The organism is Burkholderia sp. LS-044 (assembly GCF_004803625.1).
Classification (GTDB): Bacteria; Pseudomonadota; Gammaproteobacteria; order Burkholderiales; family Burkholderiaceae; genus Burkholderia; species Burkholderia cepacia.
The window spans coordinates 213,834-235,970 of record NZ_SSWO01000013.1 but is presented as its reverse complement, the minus strand read 5'-3'; the positions used below and the strand labels follow the sequence as shown (position 1 = coordinate 235,970).

Annotated in this window: 21 protein-coding genes and 1 pseudogene; 6 read left to right on the top strand and 16 right to left on the bottom strand. The window is 67.1% G+C overall.

The annotated features are described in order from the left end of the window. Positions 1–226: hypothetical protein (locus tag E9536_RS41915; protein WP_211097508.1), on the top strand; the 226-nt coding region annotated here is incomplete at its 5' end. Between the two features lie 203 nt (positions 227–429). Further along, positions 430–900: an ATPase gene (locus E9536_RS29320; protein ID WP_136471689.1), complete on the top strand. Its 471-nt coding sequence runs from the start codon at positions 430–432 to the stop codon at positions 898–900. 172 nt (positions 901–1,072) lie between these two features. Here E9536_RS29320 and E9536_RS29315 read toward each other — a convergent pair whose 3' ends face one another. From E9536_RS29315 to E9536_RS29265, 11 genes are all read right to left on the bottom strand, one after another. After that, positions 1,073–1,756, bottom strand: coding sequence for a DUF429 domain-containing protein (locus tag E9536_RS29315; RefSeq protein WP_060082803.1), 684 nt, complete (start codon positions 1,754–1,756; stop codon positions 1,073–1,075). 9 nt (positions 1,757–1,765) lie between these two features. Further along, the gene (locus E9536_RS29310; protein ID WP_021161966.1) at positions 1,766–2,290 is read right to left on the bottom strand and encodes an HD domain-containing protein; all 525 of its coding nucleotides are present in this window, start codon (positions 2,288–2,290) and stop codon (positions 1,766–1,768) included. Between the two features lie 121 nt (positions 2,291–2,411). Further along, positions 2,412–5,882: a YhaN family protein gene (locus tag E9536_RS29305; RefSeq protein WP_136471670.1), complete on the bottom strand. Its 3,471-nt coding sequence runs from the start codon at positions 5,880–5,882 to the stop codon at positions 2,412–2,414. Between the two features lie 3 nt (positions 5,883–5,885). Further along, positions 5,886–7,136, bottom strand: a complete 1,251-nt coding sequence (locus E9536_RS29300) for a DNA repair exonuclease (protein WP_027792227.1) — start codon at positions 7,134–7,136, stop codon at positions 5,886–5,888. 64 nt (positions 7,137–7,200) lie between these two features. Further along, positions 7,201–7,572, bottom strand: coding sequence for a CbrC family protein (locus tag E9536_RS29295; RefSeq protein WP_348772187.1), 372 nt, complete (start codon positions 7,570–7,572; stop codon positions 7,201–7,203). Positions 7,573–7,805: 233 nt separating this feature from the next. After that, a complete protein-coding gene (locus tag E9536_RS29290; protein WP_136471668.1) occupies positions 7,806–8,396 on the bottom strand; it encodes a hypothetical protein in 591 nt (196 codons plus the stop codon). A gap of 145 nt (positions 8,397–8,541) precedes the next feature. Continuing rightward, entirely contained in the window at positions 8,542–9,312 is a 771-nt protein-coding gene (locus E9536_RS29285; RefSeq protein ID WP_027792225.1) for a hypothetical protein, read from the bottom strand. Positions 9,313–9,687: 375 nt separating this feature from the next. Continuing rightward, the gene (locus E9536_RS29280; RefSeq protein WP_136471666.1) at positions 9,688–10,230 is read right to left on the bottom strand and encodes a hypothetical protein; all 543 of its coding nucleotides are present in this window, start codon (positions 10,228–10,230) and stop codon (positions 9,688–9,690) included. Positions 10,231–10,559: 329 nt separating this feature from the next. After that, positions 10,560–10,928, bottom strand: coding sequence for a hypothetical protein (locus E9536_RS29275; RefSeq protein WP_060173739.1), 369 nt, complete (start codon positions 10,926–10,928; stop codon positions 10,560–10,562). Positions 10,929–11,007: 79 nt separating this feature from the next. Beyond that, on the bottom strand, positions 11,008–12,996 hold the full coding sequence (locus E9536_RS29270) for a gamma-glutamyltransferase family protein (RefSeq protein WP_136471664.1): 1,989 nt from the start codon (positions 12,994–12,996) through the stop codon (positions 11,008–11,010). 224 nt (positions 12,997–13,220) lie between these two features. Then, a complete protein-coding gene (locus E9536_RS29265; RefSeq protein ID WP_060173741.1) occupies positions 13,221–14,177 on the bottom strand; it encodes a LysR family transcriptional regulator in 957 nt (318 codons plus the stop codon). Between the two features lie 102 nt (positions 14,178–14,279). On the opposite strand from E9536_RS29265, the gene E9536_RS29260 reads away from it, so the two are divergent. The 3 genes from E9536_RS29260 to E9536_RS29250 all read left to right on the top strand — a co-directional run bounded on the left by E9536_RS29260 (position 14,280) and on the right by E9536_RS29250 (position 18,098). Next, positions 14,280–15,404 carry an aryl-sulfate sulfotransferase gene (locus E9536_RS29260; protein WP_136471662.1) on the top strand — a complete coding sequence of 375 codons (1,125 nt, stop codon included), beginning with the start codon at positions 14,280–14,282 and terminating at the stop codon, positions 15,402–15,404. A 59-nt stretch (positions 15,405–15,463) separates the two neighbouring features. Continuing rightward, entirely contained in the window at positions 15,464–16,825 is a 1,362-nt protein-coding gene (locus tag E9536_RS29255) for a uracil-xanthine permease family protein (protein WP_136471660.1), read from the top strand. A 334-nt stretch (positions 16,826–17,159) separates the two neighbouring features. Next, positions 17,160–18,098, top strand: coding sequence for a tyrosine-type recombinase/integrase (locus E9536_RS29250; RefSeq protein ID WP_136471658.1), 939 nt, complete (start codon positions 17,160–17,162; stop codon positions 18,096–18,098). Positions 18,099–18,135: 37 nt separating this feature from the next. Here the strand turns inward: E9536_RS29250 and E9536_RS29245 are convergent, their stop codons facing one another. The 5 genes and pseudogenes from E9536_RS29245 to E9536_RS29230 form a co-directional block, all read right to left on the bottom strand. Further along, a complete protein-coding gene (locus tag E9536_RS29245; protein ID WP_027792217.1) occupies positions 18,136–18,615 on the bottom strand; it encodes an RES family NAD+ phosphorylase in 480 nt (159 codons plus the stop codon). Beyond that, on the bottom strand, positions 18,612–19,067 hold the full coding sequence (locus tag E9536_RS29240) for an antitoxin Xre/MbcA/ParS toxin-binding domain-containing protein (protein ID WP_006480981.1): 456 nt from the start codon (positions 19,065–19,067) through the stop codon (positions 18,612–18,614). Before E9536_RS29240 ends, E9536_RS29245 begins: the two co-directional genes overlap by 4 nt. A gap of 370 nt (positions 19,068–19,437) precedes the next feature. After that, positions 19,438–19,638: pseudogene (locus E9536_RS29235) on the bottom strand (DUF1289 domain-containing protein). A gap of 410 nt (positions 19,639–20,048) precedes the next feature. Beyond that, positions 20,049–20,180, bottom strand: coding sequence for a hypothetical protein (locus tag E9536_RS42575; protein ID WP_260433487.1), 132 nt, complete (start codon positions 20,178–20,180; stop codon positions 20,049–20,051). A 91-nt stretch (positions 20,181–20,271) separates the two neighbouring features. Continuing rightward, positions 20,272–20,913, bottom strand: coding sequence for an HD domain-containing protein (locus E9536_RS29230; protein WP_027792216.1), 642 nt, complete (start codon positions 20,911–20,913; stop codon positions 20,272–20,274). A 214-nt stretch (positions 20,914–21,127) separates the two neighbouring features. Here E9536_RS29230 and E9536_RS29225 point away from each other — a divergent pair, with 214 nt between their 5' ends. Next, positions 21,128–22,093: a GlxA family transcriptional regulator gene (locus tag E9536_RS29225; protein WP_136471656.1), complete on the top strand. Its 966-nt coding sequence runs from the start codon at positions 21,128–21,130 to the stop codon at positions 22,091–22,093. Positions 22,094–22,137 lie beyond the last annotated feature (44 nt).

Below are 22,137 nucleotides of genomic sequence, written 5' to 3'. Positions count from 1 at the left end.
GAGCAATCTGCGAGGAACTTCGTGTTTCCCGGCAGCGCTGCGTTTTCAGCAGCAGAGAAGCGAGATTATGAACCGTGTTTCGCAGCTCGTCAACAACTTTTTACACTACATCGTTGCGACTGCGGGGTTCAACTTCCAAGCCAACCGCGCGCCCGACACTGCGGCACACCACCAGCTTCGCCTCCCTCTCCCGCGCCGCGTTTCCGTTAGCGCGAAAGAGGCGTGATTCTAAGCACCCGCCCCCATCCACGCAAGCCCTTTGTGAAAATATTTTGAAAAGCCCCCGTGCGCTGGCGCGCACGGGGGCTAGCCTCACGACGAGCCGCGCGTCGCAACGCTATCAAACCTCTATTGGTGTGACGTATGCCTCTCGTTCCCCTTATATATACGGACGCGGAACGGGCAATGAATCCGGTGCTGTCGAGTATCATGCCGCGACCGAACCACGCACTCATATCCAAGATGGACAGCACGACTCAACCCGGCGATGCCGACCTTCGCGACGAATATGCAGCGCTCCGCGAGCGCGCCATCATCCTGGAAGAACAGGCGCCGCCGCTTCTGCAACGCATCTCGGATGTATTGCCGCGAATCAGCGGCGAATCCGAACTGGCAGACGAGCACCGCGAGCGGCTCGTCGGCGCGCGCAACGCGGCAATGGTCTCGATCGAAAATTATCAACAGGCGATTCCCTTCCTGCAGACGGCCGACTCGATCATCGAGCAACTGGACAAGACGCCCGAGCGCGACGAAGACATCGAGTGGCGCGAATCGCTGCTGCAACGGCTCGACGAACTGATCGACGTCGCAGTCGTGATGATCGACGACGCCGAAGGCTACTTCGAACAGGCGCAAGCCTGCGACCTGTCCAGCGTGCCGAAAGCCATCCTCGAGGATTGAGTAACGCAGCCGGGAATCGCGTAGCGCGCCGGCGTAACGCCGTGTGCGCCAGCCATTCCGAGGCTTGCCGGCCGGCAATCGCAGCCTGACACCCTCGCCGGCACACCGGCCGCGCCCCTCCCGAAAAAGCTCACCTTTTTGCTACGCGCCTCGCCCGGGCCGCGCGACACAACTACGGTGCGTCGAGAGCGATCGTCTCGTTCACGATCGGCACGCGGATATATCCGCCCTCCGTATCGCCATACGCGTGCGCATTCCCGTCGATGACGTATTGCGCGGTCAACGCGCACAGGGTCGCGTCTCGCGCATCGACGGACTTCAGCGTCGACACGTCGATCCCCAGCCGCTCCAGCAACTGCCGGCGCTGGTTGCGTTTCTGCTTCGCCGACGCAACAGTCTTGCCCAGCATTGCGCAGGTGATCGCATAAGGATAGGTTTCGAAGCTCGCGCGCCCGCCCGCATAGCGCGCGCCGGTCAGCAGCGGATAGGCGTCCGCGAGTGCACGGTAGACGCGCTCTCCCATGAACATCCAGTCGAAGAAACCTGACGTGCTCGCGACCGCCTGCTCCCGCGACGGCGTCGGAAAGCATGAGATCCGTTCGCGCGCGAGCGCCTGTTCCGCCGCCCGGCGCCCGCTCCCCGTCCACCACAGGCTCGGTGCGTCGACACCGACGGCCACGACGTCATGGGCGAGACACAGCGCAGGCACCGCCTCGGGCGCGATCCGTTCCTCGCGGCAAACGACCATTGGTCCGCGCAGGATCACGAGATCGCATTGCTTCTTTTCGCCACCCACATCGACACCCGCCACGGCCGGCGATTGCCGCGCGGATCCAGCGGATCGGGCCGATCGCATGCGGGCGCATCAGTCCGCCGGCCGTGCGTCGTAGGCGGCGTCGAAGATCGCTTCGAGACCGGGATGCACGCCGCGCATCGGGTCGACGACCGACTTCGCCCAGTCGAAGTACGCCTGCTTGCGCTCGAGCGGCCAGTCCGCGGGCGGATGCCGTGCGATGTCGCGCAGGTTGCAGATCTTGTCGGCCAGCTTCACGAGCTTCGCACGCCGGCTGATGGTCGCCGCATGCTCGACCTGCAGGCGTTTGCGCTCCTCCTTCGGCAACGACTTGTCGTCGGTGACTTCCATCACGATGTCCGCCACGTCCTTGCCGAACAGCCGCAGCAGCTCCTGCTCGGTCGTCTCCGTATCCTCGACCGTATCGTGCAGCACGGCCGCGACGATCACCCGTTCGTCCTCGACGCCGGCCTCGTTGGCCAGCACGTCGGCGAGCGCGATCGGATGATTGATGTACGGCGACGCTTCTTCGTCCTTGCGCCGCTGATTGCGATGCTTGTCCGCCGCGAACGCGATGGCGGCTACCAGCTTTTTCATATTCCCCCCTCGTATGGCCAGACCCGCGACCGGCAGAACCGGTCGCGCGCATTTCGGAACCGCACATACTACCTGCACGCGATGACCGCGCCCGTGCGCCGGCATCCCGGCACACCCCGCATCACGCGCTCACCGGCGCGCGTTGCAGCTCGACCACGTTGACCTGCGCACCGAATACGTCCCGCACGAGCGGCAGCAGGTGGTCGTGGTGCGTCAGAAACAGCACCTGGGTTCGCGTCGACAGATCGCGCAGCGCATCGAGGCCGGCCTTCGCGCGCGCGTCGTCGAAGTTGATGAACAGATCGTCGGCCACGAACGGCAGCGCGGTCCGGCTGCCGAGCTGCAGTTCCAGTGCCGCGATCCGCAGCGCGAGAAACAACTGGTCACGCGTGCCTTCGCTCAACCCGGCAACCTCGACCGACGCGCCCTTCGTCCGCCGTGCATACAGGGCGGGCGGCGTCCGTTCGGTATCGACGGTCAGCCGCGCGAATTCGCCCAGCGTGAGCCCGGCGAAGATTTCGCCCGCACGCCTGAGCATCGGCCCCTGCTTCTGGTCGCGATAGCGATCCGTCGCCCACTTCAGCAACCGGCTCGCCGTAGCCGCTTCCAGGTACTGTTCGGCTGCATCGCCCATCGCCGCCAGCGCTTCCTGCCGTTTCGACTCGGCAACGGCCGCGTTCGCCTGGCCGTCGATCGCGCCGAACGCCTGATCGGCCACGACCTGCTGCTGTGAAAGCTCGTTGAGCCGCTTGCCGACATCGCCGAGCGATTGCTTCACCGCTTCGAGGTGCGCTGGTACGTCGGCAATGTCCTGCTCCGCGACTTCGGCTTCGACGGCGGAGCGGGACAGGCCGTCGCCGTCACGCACCAAGGCCTCGTGCGCGGCATCGACCGCCTGCCGCAGCTGGCGCTGCCGGTCAGAGCGTTCGGCCAGCGGCAGCGCGGCATCGATCGACACGACACCGGCCAGTTGCAGCAGCGGCTGGATGCGTGCATCGGCACCGGCCACCGCGGCGGCGGCATCCGCGACCTTGCCGTCGGCCTGCCGCACGGCCTCGTCGGCCCGACCGATCGCACGCGCGACTTCCTTGGCGGCGGCGAGGCGCATCGTCAGCCGGCGCGCGACGTCCGGCCAGTCGCCGCTCGTCAGCCATTCCGGCGCGAGCGCCGCGGCAAGCCGCCGTGCGCCCGCCTCGAGCGCGGCCAGTTCCGCGCGGATCACGGCGATCCGGTTGCGCGGTGCGTCGGCATCGGCCAGTTCGGCGGTCACGGCGTTGGCAAGCGCGAGCGCACCTTCCGCCGCGGCCAGCGTCGCCGCGCTCGTGGAAAGCTTCGCGTCGGCCAGCGCGTCGCGCCATTGCGCGTGCCACGCGTCGTAGGCCGCCTGCGCGTGGCCGGCGCGCGATTGCGCCGTCGCGCATCCGCGTTCGGCTTCCCGCGCGCGCTCATCGAGACTGTCCTGCTGCGCGAGCGCTTTCTCGGCCGACTGTACGAAGGCCTCGGCGGTCGCGACGAGCGCCGCCAGACCGTCCGACTCGCCGCCTCGCGACACGGTACGCAGCGCAGCGCGCAACGCGGCTTCGGCACCGGCCCGCGCGGCGCGAATCGTGTCGAATTCGCGACGCTGGCGATCGAGATCGGCCTGCGCGGCGAACACCGTGTCGCGCTTCGCAAGCCAGTCGCCCATCGCCGCCAGCGGCATGCCGGGCACCGCGGCCGTCGTCGCGAGCGCGGCCCATGCGTCGCGATGCGCGGCGAGCTCACGTTCGCGCTCGTCCAGCGCGGCCTGCCTGCGCGTCACGCCCGCACGCGCGGATTCGACCTGCTGACGCAGCGACTGCAACGTCGCCGCCGCCTGCGTCGCACCCAACTGCGCGTCGACGAGTTCGTCCGCAAGGCGAATCGCATCGTCGAGCGCGGGCGCGCCCGTTCCGAGATCGATCGCGCCGCTGCGGATATCGCCCCATGCGCCGTCGCGCCGCACACGCGCTGCCAGCACGTCGGCGGTCGTGACGACCTTGTGGTTCTCCGCGAAGTGCTTTTCCTGCAGTTCGAGCCGCTCGAGCTCTTCGAGCGCGCCGTCCCGTGCGTCGCGTGCGGCAGCGGCCGCGCTCGCGCGTTCGCTGTCCTCCTTCAGCAGCGCGCCGAGCCGCGCCACCGACGGCACGTCGAGCGCGCGCAACGTGTCGACCGGCATGCGCCACCGGCCGAGCGCATCGAGTGCGCCGGACAGTGTGCGTTCCGCAGCTGCGATTTCCTGTTCGAGCGCCTGCTCGCGCTGGCCGCTGTTGCGAAAGCCCTGCGCATCGGCCAACGCCGCGCGCAGCGTTTCCGGCACATCGACGGTCGACAGGCGCGCCTGTTGTTCCCGCACCTGCGCCAGCTCGCGCGTGCGTTCGTCGAGCGATTCGCGCGCGCCGGCCAGCGCCTGGTGCAGCGCACCGTGTTCGCGCAACAGGTTGGCCACGGTCTTCAGCGACAGCGCCGTCGGCAGCGACGCACGCAGCGACGCTTCTTCCGTCGGCCAGTCGAGCTGGGCGGCCGCGGCGAACGCGGCGGACAGGTGCCGCTCGACGTCCGCACCCAGCAGCAGCAGATCCTGCGCGTGATTCATGCACGCGCCGCGCAGCCGATCGAGCGCTTCGATGTCGGCTTCGAGCGCCAGCGTGTCAGCGTCGGCCTCGATCGCATCGCGCGCCTGCCGTTTCGCGAGCAGGTCGGCACGCCGTTCCTCGAGCACCTTCTGTTCGGCCGCGAGATCGCCCTGCGCCTTCAACAGATCCGCATACGCGGTGGGCGGCAACTCGACGACCGCGCCCAGTTCCGCGAGCGCCGCGTCCTTGACCGTCAGCTCCTTGAGGTACGGCGCCAGCCGTCGCACGCGCTCGAGCTTCGAGCGCAGCGCTTCGAGCCGGCGCTGTTCCGCGCGCGCCTGCTCGATCTGCTGTTCGACCGCTTCGCGCGCGTCCTTGCGTTCGACCCAGTCGCGCGTACGCACCTGAACCGTCTTCAGTTCGGTCACGGCTTCGTTGAACGACGTTTCGGCAAGTGCAAACGCGCTGCCGCTGCGACGCGGCGCCCACAGCTCGACCGCACGCGCATCGAGCTCCTCGCGCACCGGCCCGAGACTGCCGACCCCGGCGGCCGATTCGAACAGCACCTGGCCGAGCTTGTCGGATGCGTCGAGAATGCTCCGGCCGCCGTCGACCAGACGCCCGTGATCGAGCCCGAACATCTGCTCGAAGAATTCGCGCGTGGCGCCGTCGAGAACGGCGGACAGGTAATCGTCGGGCAACTTGTCGTCGGCGGGCGTGCGCAGCGGACTGCGCCCGCGGGCGCGGTGGAACGCGAGTTCGCCCGTGCCGCTCTCCAGCACGCCGCCGATCCGCAGTTCCGGTGTGCTGTGCAGGAAATCGAGGGGCGTCTGCAGCTTCATCCCGAACAGCAGCTCCGACACGGCCGTGCGGATCGTCGACTTGCCGGCCTCGTTCGGCCCCACGATCACATGGAAATCCTCGCCGGCCGACGGAAAACGCAGCGTCTCGTCGGTGAACTTGCCGTACTTGATCAGATCGAGCTGGTTGATCCGCATCGCTTACTCCCCCCTCGCCAGCCGCGCAAGCAACGCGGGCCCGACCTGCTCGACGAGTGCCGTGAGCTCGCCCGCGCGTGCCATCGCCAACAACGGCACCTCTTCCTTCACGTCGCTGCGCACCTTGCCGACGAACGGCTTCAGGTCGCGTTCGAGCAGCTCGAGGAAATCCGGATCGCGCGCGGCATCGGCCAGGATCTGCTTCAGGTCCTCGAGCGCCTCGAGCTGCTCGCTTTCGCCCGGCTGATGATCGGCCGCGGACGTCGCGAGCCGGACCTTCTCGAGCCACAGCCGCTCGTTGCCGATGATGCCGATCTGGTTCAGCACCTCCGCGCGCAACTGCGGCGCGCGGCCGAAAAAGAGGCCGTGGGCGGGCGTACGCCCCGCGACCGTCACGCGCACCGCACGCGGCACATGGCCGTCGACGGTCAGCAGCGCTTCCAGCGACTGGCCGATCTTTCTCGACAGGTCGGCAACGGTCAGGCAATCGGACGCGTCGACCGACACGGCTTCCCAGCGCAGCACGTCGAGATACAGACGCTCGACCTGCGTGCGGCCTTGCTCGACCGTCACGAGCACCGCGCCGCGGCGGCCCGTCTCGCGGATATGGCGCCCCTGCAGGTTGCCGGGAAACACCACGGTGGACGGCCCCGACCATTGCTGGAATTCGTGCACGTGGCCGAGCGCCCAGTAGTCGTAGCCTTTCGCATGGAGTTCGGCCAGCGTGCACGGCGCATAGTTCGCGTGCGCCGCATAGCCTTCGAGCGCCGTATGCAGCACGCCGATGTTGTAGTAACCGGGCACCGGGTCCGGATAGCCGATCGCGAGATTGTCGACGACGGCCTTGTCCTTGAAGCTCTGCCCGTGCAGCGCGACTTCGAATTCAGGCAGCTTGTGGGTTTCCGCCTTGCGGTGGCCGAATACGGTGACGTTGTCGGGCAGCGTCAGCTTCTTCGTCATCTCGCTTTCGGCATCGTGGTTGCCGCCGAGAACGAACGCACGGATGCCGGCCTTGCGCAGGCGCCCCATCTGCTGGCCAAAGAAGATGCCTGTGTTGTGATCCTTCCAGTCGCCGTCGTACAGGTCGCCGGCAATCACGAGGAACGCAACCTCCTCTTCGATCGCACGATCCACGAGTTGCCGCAGCGCCTCGCGCGACGCGTTGCGCAACTGCGCGGCCGGCGCGTCGGGATACGCGCTCAGGCCGTGCAACGGGCTGTCAAGGTGTATGTCTGCCGCGTGGATGAACTTCACGAAGATTCCTCTGTTTCATGACGATAAAACCGGCGATCGCCGCGCGATGCCGTGAGCCAGGCCATCAAACGCAATCCTGGTAGCCGCCGGGTTCGCCGCAACGGATACAGCGGAACATATACGCGGTCGGTGAACCGTCCTTGTCGAGTGCGGCAAGGAAATGCTCCCACTCCGCGCCCTCGTCGAGTCCGGTCGATTCCCGAATCGACGCGACTGCCTGCGGGCCGAGCGCGCGCAGTTCTCCGGCACCCGCACGGCCGACGAACTGCGCGGCATCGCCGCAATGCGTCCACCACCGCTCCTGCTGCCAACCCTGAAAGCCCGGCGTGCGACAAGCGATTTCGCCGACGACCGCGTCGGGCACTTCGTCGCATTCGCCGCCGCCGATGCCGTCCGTGCCAGTGAAGGCTGCGCCGAACCGTCGGCGATGCACCATGGGCAGAGGCAATTCTCATACTCGTCGACCGCATGCACAGGGCCGGCGTATACGTAACCACGTGCATCGCCGCAACACACGCAGCGCGCGTCCGAGCGGATCACACTGCCCGTTGCCGGCGGGTCGGGATGGTACCTGAAAGCGGGTAACGACATGACGCTCTCCGTGGATCCGGAAGGAAGGGAAGCACGCGATGCGATTTCGAATCGCCATCGTGCCACGGGATGACCGTGTTACCGCGGTACCTCGGCCTCGACAAACGTGCCGTTCACGAAACGATAAACGCGATGCAACGCACCGCCATGCGCGACATATTCCCACCGGATGTCGATGGCGGCCGGATCGTCGTGCCACGCGATCGCCAGGTAAGGTGATTGAGTTCCACCGTCGGTTTCGAGAGAAACGGAATCGAGACAGCTTTGGACCGGCAGCGAGAAACGTGGCACCGCACGGGTGCCGCGCAGTTCCAGCACGTATAGCGACCCTTCTTCGCCCGCGCCGCAATATCCGGTCGGACGGCTGCTCGACGAGCGATTGACGACGACCAGCAGATAGTCGTTGCCGTCGATCCGCTTCGAACGGCCCGACGGAAACGCAACGCTCGATGCCTCGGCCAACGCACGGCGCAGCGCGGCCGGCACGATCAGTGCCGATTTCATGTGACGGGCCGCATCGACCTCGAACAACCTCGGGCTCGCCCATTCGATCTCGTGACCGTTGGCGAGCCGCACCGATTCTGGCGCCGGCGTTTCGGCAAATGCAACGGCGGCATTCGAGGCCAGCAGCGCCAGCGCCGCGAGCTTCAATGCAATCGACGATCTCATCGAGCCGAGCCATGCTCGCAAGAATCGCGCAGGACCGTCGTGAAGTCCGTCGCATGCGCCGGCATGCCGCTCGGGCCGCGGCGACCCAGGATCGCCGCGCGTGCATCGTTCGCCGCGACGCGCGCGGCCGATCCACGACGCAACGTCACTCGCCGCGCGGCACCGGCGGCGGAGCATAGCCGTTGTCATTGCCGGGGAACGGATTCGCGTTGCGGCGCAGCGCTTCCTCTTCATTCTCCTTCTGCGCGAACAGCGCGACGCCGATCACGCCGACGTTCGCCGAATCGCCGTACTTCGAGTTCGCGACGTAGCTGTCGGGCACCGCCGCGAAGCGGAACGCGGCGACTTCGTCGCGGCTCTTGCGGAAGCCCTCGATCGTCAGCGTACGGCCCGGATACAGCACGTAACCGCCATTCGTGTAGCTGCCCGGCCGCCCCGACAGCACGTCGAGCCCGTCGACGGTCGACACGACTTCGAACGTACGGCGCCCCTGGTTGCGCAGCACGATCATGTAGCGCGAACCTTCGACGCCCGCCATGTGCCAGCGGCCATTGCTGCGCGCGAGACGCAGCGGTGCACCCTTTTCGTCCGTAAACGACAGCGCGATGTCGCCGTTGGCGAGCGCGACGCGGGTCGGCAACCGGCGAACCTGGGACGCGGGCGGATGTCCGGGCAGCGCATCGTTGTAATAGACCGACGCGAGATCCGTCGGCTTCGCCGGATCCGCGCGTTCGAAATCGACCTGGCGGGTTTCGGATCGCACCGACTCGCCCCATGCAGTGCCGAGCCCGCGGCGTTCGCTGGCATCCGGTGCGGCGGCGGACGCGCCGGTGCTGGCGGACGGCGGGGGCGGGGCTGCGCAGGCGGCCAGCCAAAGCACGCAGGCGAGCGCGAGAAGACGGAACAGGATGGTCATGACGTGAGGCCTCGGAATGTTATCGGGCCGCGCCGGACTGGCCGGAACGGCATTTTGGTGTCGTCTGTCGTCACGATGTCGATCGGACATGCTGGCCCGTGTCGGCCGGCACCGCGATCCCGGCGGCCCGGCGACCGGGAGCCCCGCTATTTAAGCATGGCGGGCGTGCAATGGGCAGGGGGCGCGCACGCCGCCCGTTGCGGGCACGTGCCGGCGGCTCCAGGCAAAGGCGTGCATACGTGTCGCGTCGCCGGATCGGTGGCGAACGTCGACGCATCCCCGTATCGAGGATGCGTTGAACGGCGCGCCGCGCGCGCCAATAGAAAAGCCCGGCCCGCATCGAAGCGGGCCGGGCCTTGACGGGAAGCGTGACGCTTACAGCGCGCCGCCTTGCGCGGACGCCGAACCCTTCACACCGACCGATGCGCCGCCCTGCACCGCGTTCGTCGCACCTTCGAGCGCCTCACCGGCCTTCGCCTTCGCGCCGCCGGCAACGTCGCCTGCCGTCGACACCGCGCCTTGCGCGTGGCTCTTCGCCTTGCCCGCGACATGCTTCACGTGAGATTTCGTCGAGTGGACGGCCGATGCGGCGGCATCCTTCGCCGTGCCCGCTGCCGAACCGACCGCGTGCGTCGCACCGCCCACCGCGTTGCCGGCCGCCGAGCCCACGTCGCCGACCGTCTTGCCGACGCCGTTCAGCGCACCGCCGACGACGTTGCCCGCGCCCGAACCCGAGCCTGCCGCGTTCGCGCCGGCGCCGGCCTGCACACCCACGCCACCGCCGAGCAGCGGCGTCTGAACCTGCGCGCCGACATCCGCGGAACCCTGGGCGCCGGTTTGCGCCGTCTGTGCGAACGCAGCCGAAGTCGCCACTGCCGTCAGTGCAGCACCCACCAGAATCGTACGGATCTTGTTCATGGTCATTCTCCCCAAAGACGTTGTTGCTGCGGGCCGCCTTCGTGCGGCTTGTCGCATGCCTCACCGCGACGTGCGGCAGGTGGAGCTAATGTAGCGGCGCGAACGCGCAAAACGATTGATTTGCGGGGACTGTTACTTCGGTTGCAAATGCTGACGATTGATTCACACAGTTTGACAATCGGGGGATTGCAACGGGATCGGGACGGTGTAGCCCGGCGGACGGGGAAAGCCTGGAGGCGTGTCGCGTGGTGCATTCCGCGACGGAGCCAAGGCTGATCGCCGCGGATCGGAACCAGACAGGCGAAACGGCCGGAAGCGACCGGAAACGGCTAGCAGGGAAACCGGCCGCTTCTATAAGCATTCCAAAGGACGCTCGTCGGCCAGCCGTCGGTACGGCCTGACAACCGGCTTCTCGCGATCAGCTCGATGTCGTCGGACACGCACGCCGCCACGCCGGCATGCCCCGACGCGCCGAACGCGAGCTTGAACGCCTTTTCCCTCAACGCATCCACGGCCGGCCGGTCGAGCGATGCGCCCGGATCGCCGTCGATTTCGTCGAACGACGCCATCCACTGCGCATCGAACGGCTCGGCGTCGCGACTGTCCAGCGCGCGGTCGCAATCCAGGTCGGCGAGGAAATCGAAAAAGCCCGGCGCCGACAGGATGGCGTCCATTTCAAGCAGATGCGCATGCATCATTGCGGCTCCTTCACGAGGCACGGCCCCGATCGCCCGTCGGCCAATACGGGCAGACCGGAACCGCACGCGTACCGCCCGATTATGGCCGGAACGTATTGCCGAGCACGACGCCTTCACGCCGCGGATCGGTGCCGCCCTGCAACGCGGGCGACTGGCCGACCGTCACGCGCATCACCGTGTTGACGCCGCTCGCCTGCGCGGACGTCGACACCTTGTGCCCGAGCGCGAGCAGCCCCGTGATCAGCGGATCGTTCGCCCCGTTGTTCGCCGTGTTGACGTTCGGATGCTCGCCGCCGATCGTGGTCGTCGGGCTGTTGCTTGCGCCGAAGTCGACGAGCCCGGCGGACTGCTGCGCATCGAGACCCCAGTCGAGCGCGCCGACGAGCGTCTTGACCACGTATTGCGGAATCGTGCCGCCGCCCGGCGAACCGGTCGCCATCACGAAGTCACCGCGCGAGCCGTCCGCGGCCTGACCGAACACGATCGTCGGCGCCATCGAGCTGCGCGGCCGCTTGCCCGGCTGCAGGCGGTTGGCCACCGGATTGCCCGAACTGTCGACCGGGTTCGCGGAAAAATCGGTCAACTGGTTGTTCAGCAGGAAGCCGTTGGTCATGTGGAACGAGCCCATGCTCGACTCGACCGTGGTCGTCGCGCTCAGCACGTTGCCGTCGCCGTCGACGATCGTGAACTGGTTCGTGCCGTGCTCGATCAACGTCGTGTCGACCCCGAGCGGTACCGCACCGAGATCGCCCGGCTGCGCGGTACCCATGCTCTTGGACGGGTCGATCAGCGCCGCGCGCGATTTCAGGTAAGGCTTGTTCAGCAGCGTATTCCACGTGCCGCCCGGCAGCGGCACGAAATCCGTATCGGCCACGTATTTGTCGCGGTCGGCATACGCGAGCCGCTCGGCCTCGGTGATGAAGTGCACACCCGCGACGGTCGGCTTGCCGCCTTCGAGATCGATCGCCGTCGGCTTCAGCGACTTCAGATCGTAGTTCTCGAGAATGCCGAGTGCCGACGCGACCGCGATGCCGCCCGACGACGGCGGCGGCATCCCGCACACCCAGTAGCTGCGATAGGTCGTGCACACCGGGTCGCGGCGCTTCGCCTGGTAGGCGGCCAGATCCGCGACGGTCGTCTTGCCCGGCGTGAGCGTCGAGCCATCGGCGCCCTTCGTCGTGGCGATCTTCGCGACGATGTCCTGCGCGATCTGCCCCGTGTACAGCGCGTTCGCACCCGACTGCGCCATCAGCGTCAGCGTGCGCGCATACGCCGGATTCTTCAGCACGGTGCCGAGTGTCTTCGGCGAACCGTCGGCGTTCAGGAAATACGCGGCGGCCTCGGGGTCGCGCTTCAGGTTCGCGGCGTTCGCCGCGATCGCGTCGGCGAGCCGGCCACCGATCGGGAAGCCGTTGGTCGCGAGCGTGATCGCATCGCCGAACAGGTTCTGCCACGGCAGCCGGCCGTGATCCTGCTGCAGCGCCTCGATGAGCCTCGGCACACCGATCGTGCCGATCGAGCGGCCGCTCGCACGCGCATTCGGCAGCGGCGCGGAGTGGTCGGTCGCATCGTCGACATAGCGCAGGTAGTTCTCCGTCGCGGCGGCCGGCGCGGTTTCCCGGCCGTCATACGCCTGCAGCGTCTTGCCGCGCGCATCGTAGTAGAGCAGCACACCGCCCGAGCCGAGGCCCGTCGCTTCGGGCACGGTCAACCCGAGCACGGCCTGCACGGCAACCGCCGCGTCGGCGGCCGTGCCGCCTTTCTTCAGCACCGCGCAACCGGCCGCGCTCGCGTAGGCGTTCGACGTGGCGACCAGATACGTTTTCGCATAGACGGGCTTCATCCCGGTGCGATAACCGGACGACGCTTCCGGCAGTGACGGGTCGCCCGGCTGGTTCGACCCGACCACGACAGTCGAGCCGCTGTTGTCGATTGCGAGACAACTCGTGTCGGCCGTGGGTGTCGTCGTGGCGCCTGTGTCGGTTTCGATGTCGTTGCCGCCGCAGGCCGTCATCATGGCGGCCGCGAGCAACGCGGACGCATACGGAAAGATCGCTGTTCTGTTCATTGTCTGCCGATGTTCTTGTCAGTCGTTGCGAGGGACACCACGCTGCCTGCGACCCCCTCGGTGCGCCGACAACGCATTCGATAGTCCCATGAACAAATTTTTTTCCGCAATAAGGGAATGAAGTAATGCAGCCGGACGTTGCACGCACAACGTCACGACCGCACGCGCGCGGGTACGCGTGTTGCACTGCATCGCAGTGCGATGCGCTCGCGTGGCCGCTGTCGTTATCGCGCTGCCCGGCGGCGCTTGCCGGCCGTTCGGCCGTCGCGCGCGAAACCGACTTCCATCGCTTCGATCGCGTCGGAGAAGAACTCGAGGAACATCGTCATGGCGACAGTCGCGCTCATGTCCGCCCGTTGGTAGATGCAGCTGAACGAGCGCGCGCCCGCATCGGTAAGCGGCGTCCACGCGAGCCGGCCGGCAGCCACGTCGTCCGCGACGTTCTCGGCGATCAGGAAGCCGACGCCCGCGCCTTCGGCCGCGAGGCGCCGCACCATCGGCACCGAACCCGTCTCGACCAGCGGCCGCACGTTGCGCGGCTGTCGTGCATCGATCTGGTCGAACATCGCGCGCAGTTCCGTGTCGGGTGTCATCAGGATCAGCGGATGCGCGAAGCAGTCGCGCATCCGCACCTTTCCGCCTGACGCCGCGAGCGGATGGCCGGGCGCCGTGACGACACCCAGCGGCTGGGCGAACGCCCGCACCTCGACGACGCCCGCCGACGTGCGCCGGCGCAACGCATAGCCGATGTCGGCCTCGCCCGTCTCGACCCAGCGCACGATGCTTTCGCCGTTTCCCGAGCGCACGCTGTACGTGACGCCCGGATAGCGCTGCATCGCGGCAAGGATCGCGTCGGGCACGAGCTTTTCCGCGGTCGACGCGGGCACCGCCAGGTTCACGTGGCCGCGCCGCAGCGCGCGCAGGTCCTCGACCTGCGTGAGCGCGTTGTCGAAGTCGCGCTGACCGCGCCGCACGGCCGCGATCACGATCTCGCCGGCAAGCGTCAGCTGCATGCCGCGCGGCAGCCGGTCGAACAGCGGCACGCCCACCTGCTCCTCCAGATTGCGGATCTGCTGGTGCACCGCCGCGGCGGTCAGGTGCAGCGCGTCGGCCGCCTTGCGAATCGAGCCGCGTCGCGCGACTTCGTCGAAACAGCGGAATGCCTGCGATATCGAACGCATGAGTGATCCGTTAGTTTTTTCCGAACAGGCCGTCAAGAATAATCCGATTTTACTGATCGCCCGGATCGTCTAGATTGCGCTGCATCCCCGTGTCCGATTCGAATGGAGAGCGCAGTGACAACCGTCGACCAGATTACCCAGCGCCGCCGTGGCGTCGGCCTCATCGCCCACGATCCCGCACTGTCCGCGGGCGGCTATACGCTCATCGCGCCGCAGACGGCCGACGGCAACGTCTATCTCGTCGGCATCGACGGTGAAGTCGCGCACCAGTGGAAGATGCCCGTGCGCCCCGGCCGCCATGCGGTCATCCTCGCGAACGGCAACCTCGGCTACAACGGCAATCATCCGCACTCCGAATCGCGCTATGCGCCGTGGTCGATGTGGCATGGCGGCGACTTCTACGAAGTCACGCCGCAAGGCGAAACCGTGTGGCGCTACGAGGACCCCGCGCATCATCACGACGCGCAGTGGCTGCCGAACGGCAACCTGCTGTACGCCGCGTGCGAACCGGTCGACGCCGCGTTCGCGCGGCGCGTGCCGGGCGGCACGCCGCACGGCGGCGACGAAGTGATGTATGCGGACGTGATCCGCGAAGTGAACCGGGCCGGGCAGATCGTGTGGGAATGGCGTGCGCGCGAACACCTGCGACCCGAGGATTTCCCGATCGCGGCCGGCTTCGGGCGCTATCACTGGCCGCTCGTCAACGGCCTCGCGGTCGACGCGAACGGCCGCGTGCTGATGAGCCTGCGCACGACGTCGGGCATCATCGGGGTGAACCGCGAAACCGGGCGCGTCGACCTGCGGATCGGGCCCGACGTCGTGTCGCACCAGCACGCGCCGGTGCCGCTCGCGAACGGCAACATCCTCGCGTTCGACAACGGCAATTTCCGCCACGGCGCGCACGTCGTGTTCTCGCGCGTCGTCGAGATCGATCCGGCGACGCAGCGCGTCGTGTGGTCGTATGCGGACGACGTCGTGAACCTGTTCTACACGCCGTTCATGGGCAACGCGCAGCGCTTGCCGAACGGCAACACGCACGTCACCGAATCGTCGACAGGCCGCCTGTTCGAAGTGACGCCCGCAGGCGAGGTCGTCTGGGAATACGTGATTCCGTGGTTCGCCGAATACCCGGACGAAGCCGCGCGCAAGACCGGGCCGGGCCAGCTCAACAGCGTGTTCCAGACGTTCCGCTACAGCGCCGCGCAACTGCCCTGGCTGCGGGCCTGACCTTGCCGTTCACCGCCGGTTTCCGGCGCTCGTCGCCGTTCGCTTCCGAGGGGCCTGCCGTGTCGCACGATCCGATCCCAACGCCCGTCGACGCACGGCTGCCCGCCTGGCAGCTCGCGCTGTTCGGGCTGCAGCACGTGCTGTCGATGGCCGCGTCCCCGATCACGGCCGTGTTCCTGATCGCAAAAGTGCTCGCGCTGCCGGCGGACCTGACGGTCCAGCTGATCGGCGCAGCGTTCTTCGCCTGCGGGATCGGCACGCTGCTGCAATCGCTCGGCGCCGGCCCGATCGGCGCGCGCATGCCGTTCGTGATGGTGCCCGGCGGCGCACCGACGATGCTGTTCGCCGGTATCGCCGCGCAATCGGGCCTGCCGACCGCCGCCGGCGCGGTGCTGCTCGCCAGCGCGTTCTACTGGGTACTGCTGCCCGTCTTCACGCGTTGCCTGCGGCTCTTTCCGCGCATCGTCGTCGGCGCGATGCTGCTGCTCGTGTCGATCAACCTGATCCGGATCTACGCGACGATCGTCGTCGGCCAGCCCGGTTCGGCCGACTTCGCCCAGCCGCGCGCGCTCGGTCTCGCGCTGGCGACGATCGTCGCCACGATCGTCGTCGCGGGTGCGTTCCGCGGCACGCTCGGGCGCCTCGCGGTGCTGATCGGACTGATGGCCGGCGCAATGCTCGGCTGGGCGCTCGATGCGATGCCAGCGCTCGCCGACGTGTGGCGCGGCCCGCTGTTCACGCATCCGGTATGGCTGCCGTTCGGGATGCCGCGCTTCGACGTGCTGGCCGCGCTGCCGCTGCTGATCTTCACCGCGATCTCGATGGCCGAGGCCACCGCGCAGACGGTCGCCGTCGGCGAAACGTGCGGCAAGCCGATCTCGCTGTCGCGCGACGTGCCGAAGACGATACGCGGCGATGGGCTGGCGTCGCTCGCCGGCGCGCTGTTCGGCACGCCGCTGATCGTGACCAGCGCCGAGAATATCGGCGTCGTGCAGACGACCGGCGTGCGCTCGCGCTACGTGACGGCCGCGGCCGGCGCGATCCTGATCGTCATCGCGCTGTTCGCGCCGCTCGCGCGGCTCGCTTATGCGATTCCGGCGGCGGTGGTCGGCGGCACCGCGCTGGTCGTGTTCGCGATGATCGGCGTGACGGGCATCCGGCTGCTCGCCGGCGTCGACCTGCACGCGCGCGCCAACCAGTACACGCTCGCGGCCGCACTCGTCGTCGGCCTTGCACCGATCCTGGTGCCGAACCTGTATCGCCATTTCAGCTCACCCGTGCAGATCGTGCTCGGCAACGGCATGGCGGCCGGCACGCTGGCTGCCATCGCGACGCAACTGGCGTTCGCCGCATTTGCGCGGCTCAGCGGACAGGCAAGCGCGACACCGGTTGCGGCTTCTTCGCCTTCGCGCGACGGTTGATGGTGGCGGCTGGTGACGTTGCGCGGTGCCGCGTGCCAGCGACATCGCACGCCGAGCAGCCGGTTCGTTTGCGATTGCCGGCCCGACACCCAGCCTCCTCACACGACGGGCCGGGCTCATGTCGGTCAGCCACGGATGATTCGGATGCGGACCCCGACGCGATGGAACTGGGTGCCGGACGCACTCCGTTTCTTCAACACGCTGCTGCTCGCTTGCCTGGCCCGGCACAACGACTGCATCGTCGACGCACGTCCCGCGCACTGACGCACCGGTTGCGTCGGACTGGCCATCTGACCGATTGCCGGAGCCTCCGCGTTCCGGCTATAAATCGTGCATGGACACGAATCGCTGGACCCACGACCCCGTCGGCGCCTTCCGGGCATGGCAGGAAACCGCCGCAACCGGCGCCGACCGCCGGCCGTTCGCGCCGCGTTCGGTCGTGCAGCACGTCGCGATGTTCGAACGGTTCCTGCGTCATCTGATCGCGCACCGCGTGTCGCTGGCCACGTTCGGGCCCGACCACGTCGCGGCCTTCCTGGCGGAACTCGAGCGCACCTGTGCGCCCGGCACGTCGACTCGCGTGCGCTACGCGAAGCTGATCGACCGGCTGGGCCGGCATCTGGTCGAGGCCGGCGTGCGCACGATTCATCCGGCCGGCCGGACGACGCGTGATCTCGCATGGCCGGACGGCGAGCCCGAGCCGTGCTACCTGCCGCCCGATGCCGACGCGGCGCTTCAGCACCACGTGCAGCCTCGACCGGACGACACGCCGGCCGATTGCCGGAATCGCGCGATCGTCGCGCTGCTGCTCGCGAGCGGCATCACTTCGGCGGAGATACGTGCAACGACGCACGACGCGCTCGATCTCGACGCGCGGCCGCCGGCACTATCCGTGCCGCGCGATCGGGCGCGGCCGGCGCGCCGGATCACGCTCGCCGAATTTTCACTGGCGCCGCTCGCCGCATGGCGTGCGCGCTCGGCCGACGCGCCGGCATCCGCGTTGCTGTTTCCCGCACCGCGCGGCGGTGGCGCGATGAACGACATGTTCCTGCTGCTCGTGGTGCGCGACGCGCTGAGCACGATCGGCTTCCATGCGGCGGACATCAGCCCGCGCGTGCTGCGCAATACGGTTGCGCGCCGCCAGTTGCTTGCGGGCCATGCACATGCCGCCGTCAGTACGATGCTCGGTCTCGTCAGTACGCGAACGGTCACGCGCCTCCGGCAGACGCTGCCACCCGATGCGGCAGCGGATCGCGCCGCACACGAGCGCTGATCCCGCGTCCGGCGCAGGCTCCGGGTCGTCCGGCTCCCTATTCACCCGGCTTCGACTGGACCAGCCGCAGAATCCGGGTGTCGTACGGTGATTGCATCACTTCGGCAATACGGGCCTCGGAAGCAGCCGGATGCAGTGGATTCAGCAGGAAGTTGTGCGCGTGCGGCACGACGACGCTCGGCACGCGCAGCAGCGCGCTCGGCTGCGTGTGCAGCCACTCGGTACCGGCGCTGCGGGTCCAGTCGACGTTGGATCGCCAGTCGTCCGGCGCGTCGCCCTCCGCGATTTCGGCGATATCGACCGAATCGGCCACCTCGATGCGAAGCAACTGGTACCCGCTCGGCAATTGCGCGACCGTGGCGATCTCGAAATGAACGAGCGTCTCGAGCAGCGCAAGCGCCGGATGCTCGGCGAGATACACGACGGGCTGCCCGGCGAAATGCCAGCGCCCGCCGGCGCGCAACCCGCCGATGCCTTTCAGGTCGGCGAAATTGCTGATCCGCCACAGCGTCGTCAAGCGAAATACCCCTCGTCGATCTGCGTGAGGGCTTCCTCGACGAGCCGCGCGCCATGCTCGGTGCTCGCCATGTCGAGCGACGTGCGGCCGCCGAAGCGCTGGAGCCCGTTGCGCAACCACGCCATCGCCTTGTCCTGGTCGCCGAACGTGGCCGTCGCCTGCGCGACGATGCGCGCGAGACGGATCGCCTTGTCCGATTCCTCCGGCGACAGGCGTTCGTGCGCCTGGCGACGATGGCTCAGCGTGCGGCGCGGAATGATGAAGGCCAGTTCGTCCGATTTCAGCCCGCGCTCGGACAGCCGGTCGATCACCGAGACGTCGACGCGCGCGCTCGCCAGCTCGGCAAGATCGGCCCCCGATCGGACTCGGATCGCCAGCAGTTGTTCGAGAATCGTGAATTCGGCCTGACGCGGATGCGCGACGCCCGAAGGATGAAAAGCAATGGTGCTCATGACTTCTCCCGGCAATTTGCCCAATCATTATAGGCGTTTTGCCGGAAACTGACGGAAGGTGGATGGAGAGTGGGGCTGTGGTGGAGGTCAGGGTGTCTGCAAAGGCGGGGGCAAGCATGATCCACCTGCCTGGAGGCGCGTTACTGGGGGGCGAATCGAAGATTCGCCAGGGTGATGGAATGCACTTGTTCAGTATATAAAGTCGGGGAAATATCACGTGGTTGTCACGTAACAACATCTTTACTGATTTCATCCGCTCCCAATCCGCCGCCCATTCTTCCTGACAAGGCCGAGAGGTTCGCCAAGGACACGGAGATTTCGTCAAGTGCGGCCCCCGGTCCCCGGCACTGGGAACGCCGCTCCCGGCAATTCACCGTTCGTCACGACGGAAACACATCGCCGCGCCTCGCGTCGGATGCGTTCCCATATCGCACGTTTCTCGTCGTCGGTCATGAACACCCAGTGCGAGACCTCGTTGGCCATTCGGCCTCCCCTTGCAGACATCGTCAAACAGTGTCGAGCACACACCGACACCGGGGCTGTCGGATATGTAGTGAGGTTTGGGCGCCATCGAAACACTCGTATGGGTCGAAAATCCGGCAGCGCAACGAATCACGCCCCCATACACGGCTACCTTTCCGCTGGTGATGCAGCGATGTCGTGTCGCCGTACCGCCCGGCTTGCTTCGACGACACCGCAAGCCGCACCCATGTCGCCGTAATGTCCACGCCATATGTCGATCCGGCCTTCGCACAGTTGCCGCCTTGTCGTGGAGGATGTTCTGCGACTCTCCCCGAAGATCCAACGCGTGGTGCTGTCCAACAAAGTCGGCCGCACCAAGTACACCGGTGAACGTCGGAAAACATGCAACCGCCTGCCGATTGCCGTGAAGGTTTTTGCCCTTGTGTATCGGCTAATGCCATGCGCCACAGCACACGCCGTACGCACCGGCATCATTCGCACGCGTGCGCTGCTCCGGAATCACTTCGCGATCAGCCAAACGTCCTGCGACGGCGCGGGGCCGCGCGGGCCGATCGTCTGGATGTTGACGTCATCTTCGACCGGCGCGCCGTTCGCTCCGATCAGCTTTCGATCGTTCGACTGGTCCAACATGATCGCATTCCTGAATATATGTGAATCGCGATTCGTGTTCCGCGCACGATCTCCGTTCAGCAGCGGAGGTTGTGCGTCATACCGCGAACAATCAGCCCGCCCACGCGGACGACCGGATCACGCTGCAGAAGTTGCCGGCGTGGAAATGCGGATCCTTGTCGCCGAGCACGTCGGCCTTCACGTTGCCGAACGTCGTGTCGGGCTTGTGCCTGATCCCGTCGTAGAACGCCTGGATGATGTCTTCCTTGAAGTGCGGCGTACGCGGATGCGCACGGACGACGGCCTCGCGTTCAACGTCGCTGTATTCCGGATATTTCAGGCCCAGCACATCCATCTCGACACCCGCGGTCACGAGCGCGATCACCGGATGCATGTGCTGCGGGATGCCCGGCGTGGTATGCAGTGCGATCGAAGTCCATACCACATCGATATCCTGCTGCGAGATGCCCTTGCCCTTCAGGAAATCGCGGGCGGCGTTGGCGCCGTCCACCTCGAACCGCTCGCACGCGCTGCTGTGTTTGTGCGTGAGCCCCATGTCATGGAACATGCAGCCGCAGTAGAGCAACTCGGGATCGTATTTCAAACCGCGCCGCTGGCCCGCGAGCGCAGCGAAATAGAAGACGCGGCTGGAATGATGGAACAGCAACGGCGACGCGGTATCGCGAACGAGTTCGGTGATCTCGCGCGTCAGTTGGCTATCGGGAATGGTGATGCCTGCAACGTTCTCAGTCATGATCGACCTCCATTGAAAACACCCTTGATTCTCCGGATCCCGATAGCTGTCTCCAATAGACGCATTACGTCAAATCCTGCCATTTTGCGCGACAGACGGACACGGTGCCCGCAAGGCAAGAAGAACGTCGGAAACAGGCTCCGCCGCGCGCTCCGTGCATCGCCGGCCCCTCTATACTGCTACCCGTCACGTTCGAAACAACACGCAATCGATCATGCCGAAGGTCGTGGGAATCTTCGCCGTTCCGGGCGTTCAACTGCTCGATGTCTCCGCACCGCTCGACGTCTTCGCGCAAGCGAACGCCGAATGCGGGAAACCGGTCTATACGTTGCGGATCATTGCCTGCGAGTCCGGCCCGATCCGCAGTTCGTCCGGCGCGCAGCTGCTGCCCGACTGGATCGTTCCCGACATTCCCGAGCGCATCGACACACTGCTGGTCGCCGGCGCGCCGAGCGCCGGCCGGATCGCACTGCGCACCGACGTGCTCGCGTGGCTGCGAGCGGCGGCCGTGCAGAGCAAGCGCTACGGCTCGATCTGCACCGGCGCGTTCATCCTCGCGGCCACCGGCCTGCTGAAAGGGCGTCACGTGACCACGCACTGGGCTGCCGCGGACGCGCTTGCCGCAGCCTATCCGTCGCTCGCCGTCGACGCGGACGCACTGTACGTGCGCGACGGCAAGCTGCGCACCGGCGCCGGCGTGACGGCCGGGCTCGATCTCGCGCTCGCGCTGGTCGAGGAAGATCTCGGCCGCGAGATCGCGCGGCGCGTCGCCGCGCAACTGGTCATGTTCTTCAAGCGACCGGGCGGGCAACTCCAGTTCAGCCGCAAGGGCGAGGCGCGCCCCGCCGGGCGTTCGGTACTGCAGGAGGTCCAGCGCTGGATCGCGGCCAATCCGGAACTCGAGCACTCGGTGGCGGAGATGGCGAAGCATGCGGGCATGAGCCCGCGCCACTTCGCTCGGCTGTTCCGCGCGGAAGTCGGCATGACGCCTGCCGCATGGGTCGAGGCGACCCGGATTTCGGCAGCCCGCCACCTGCTCGAGAACGGCCACGACACGCCGAAACAGGTCGCCGCGAAATGCGGCTTCGCGAACGTCGATACGCTCAGGCGGTCTTTCACCCGGCACGTCGGCATCACACCTGCCGAATACCGGAAACGGCAGGCAGTCCTGGCCGAGTGACGCGGCAGTACGCACACGGTACGACACGAACGATGATGTCGTCA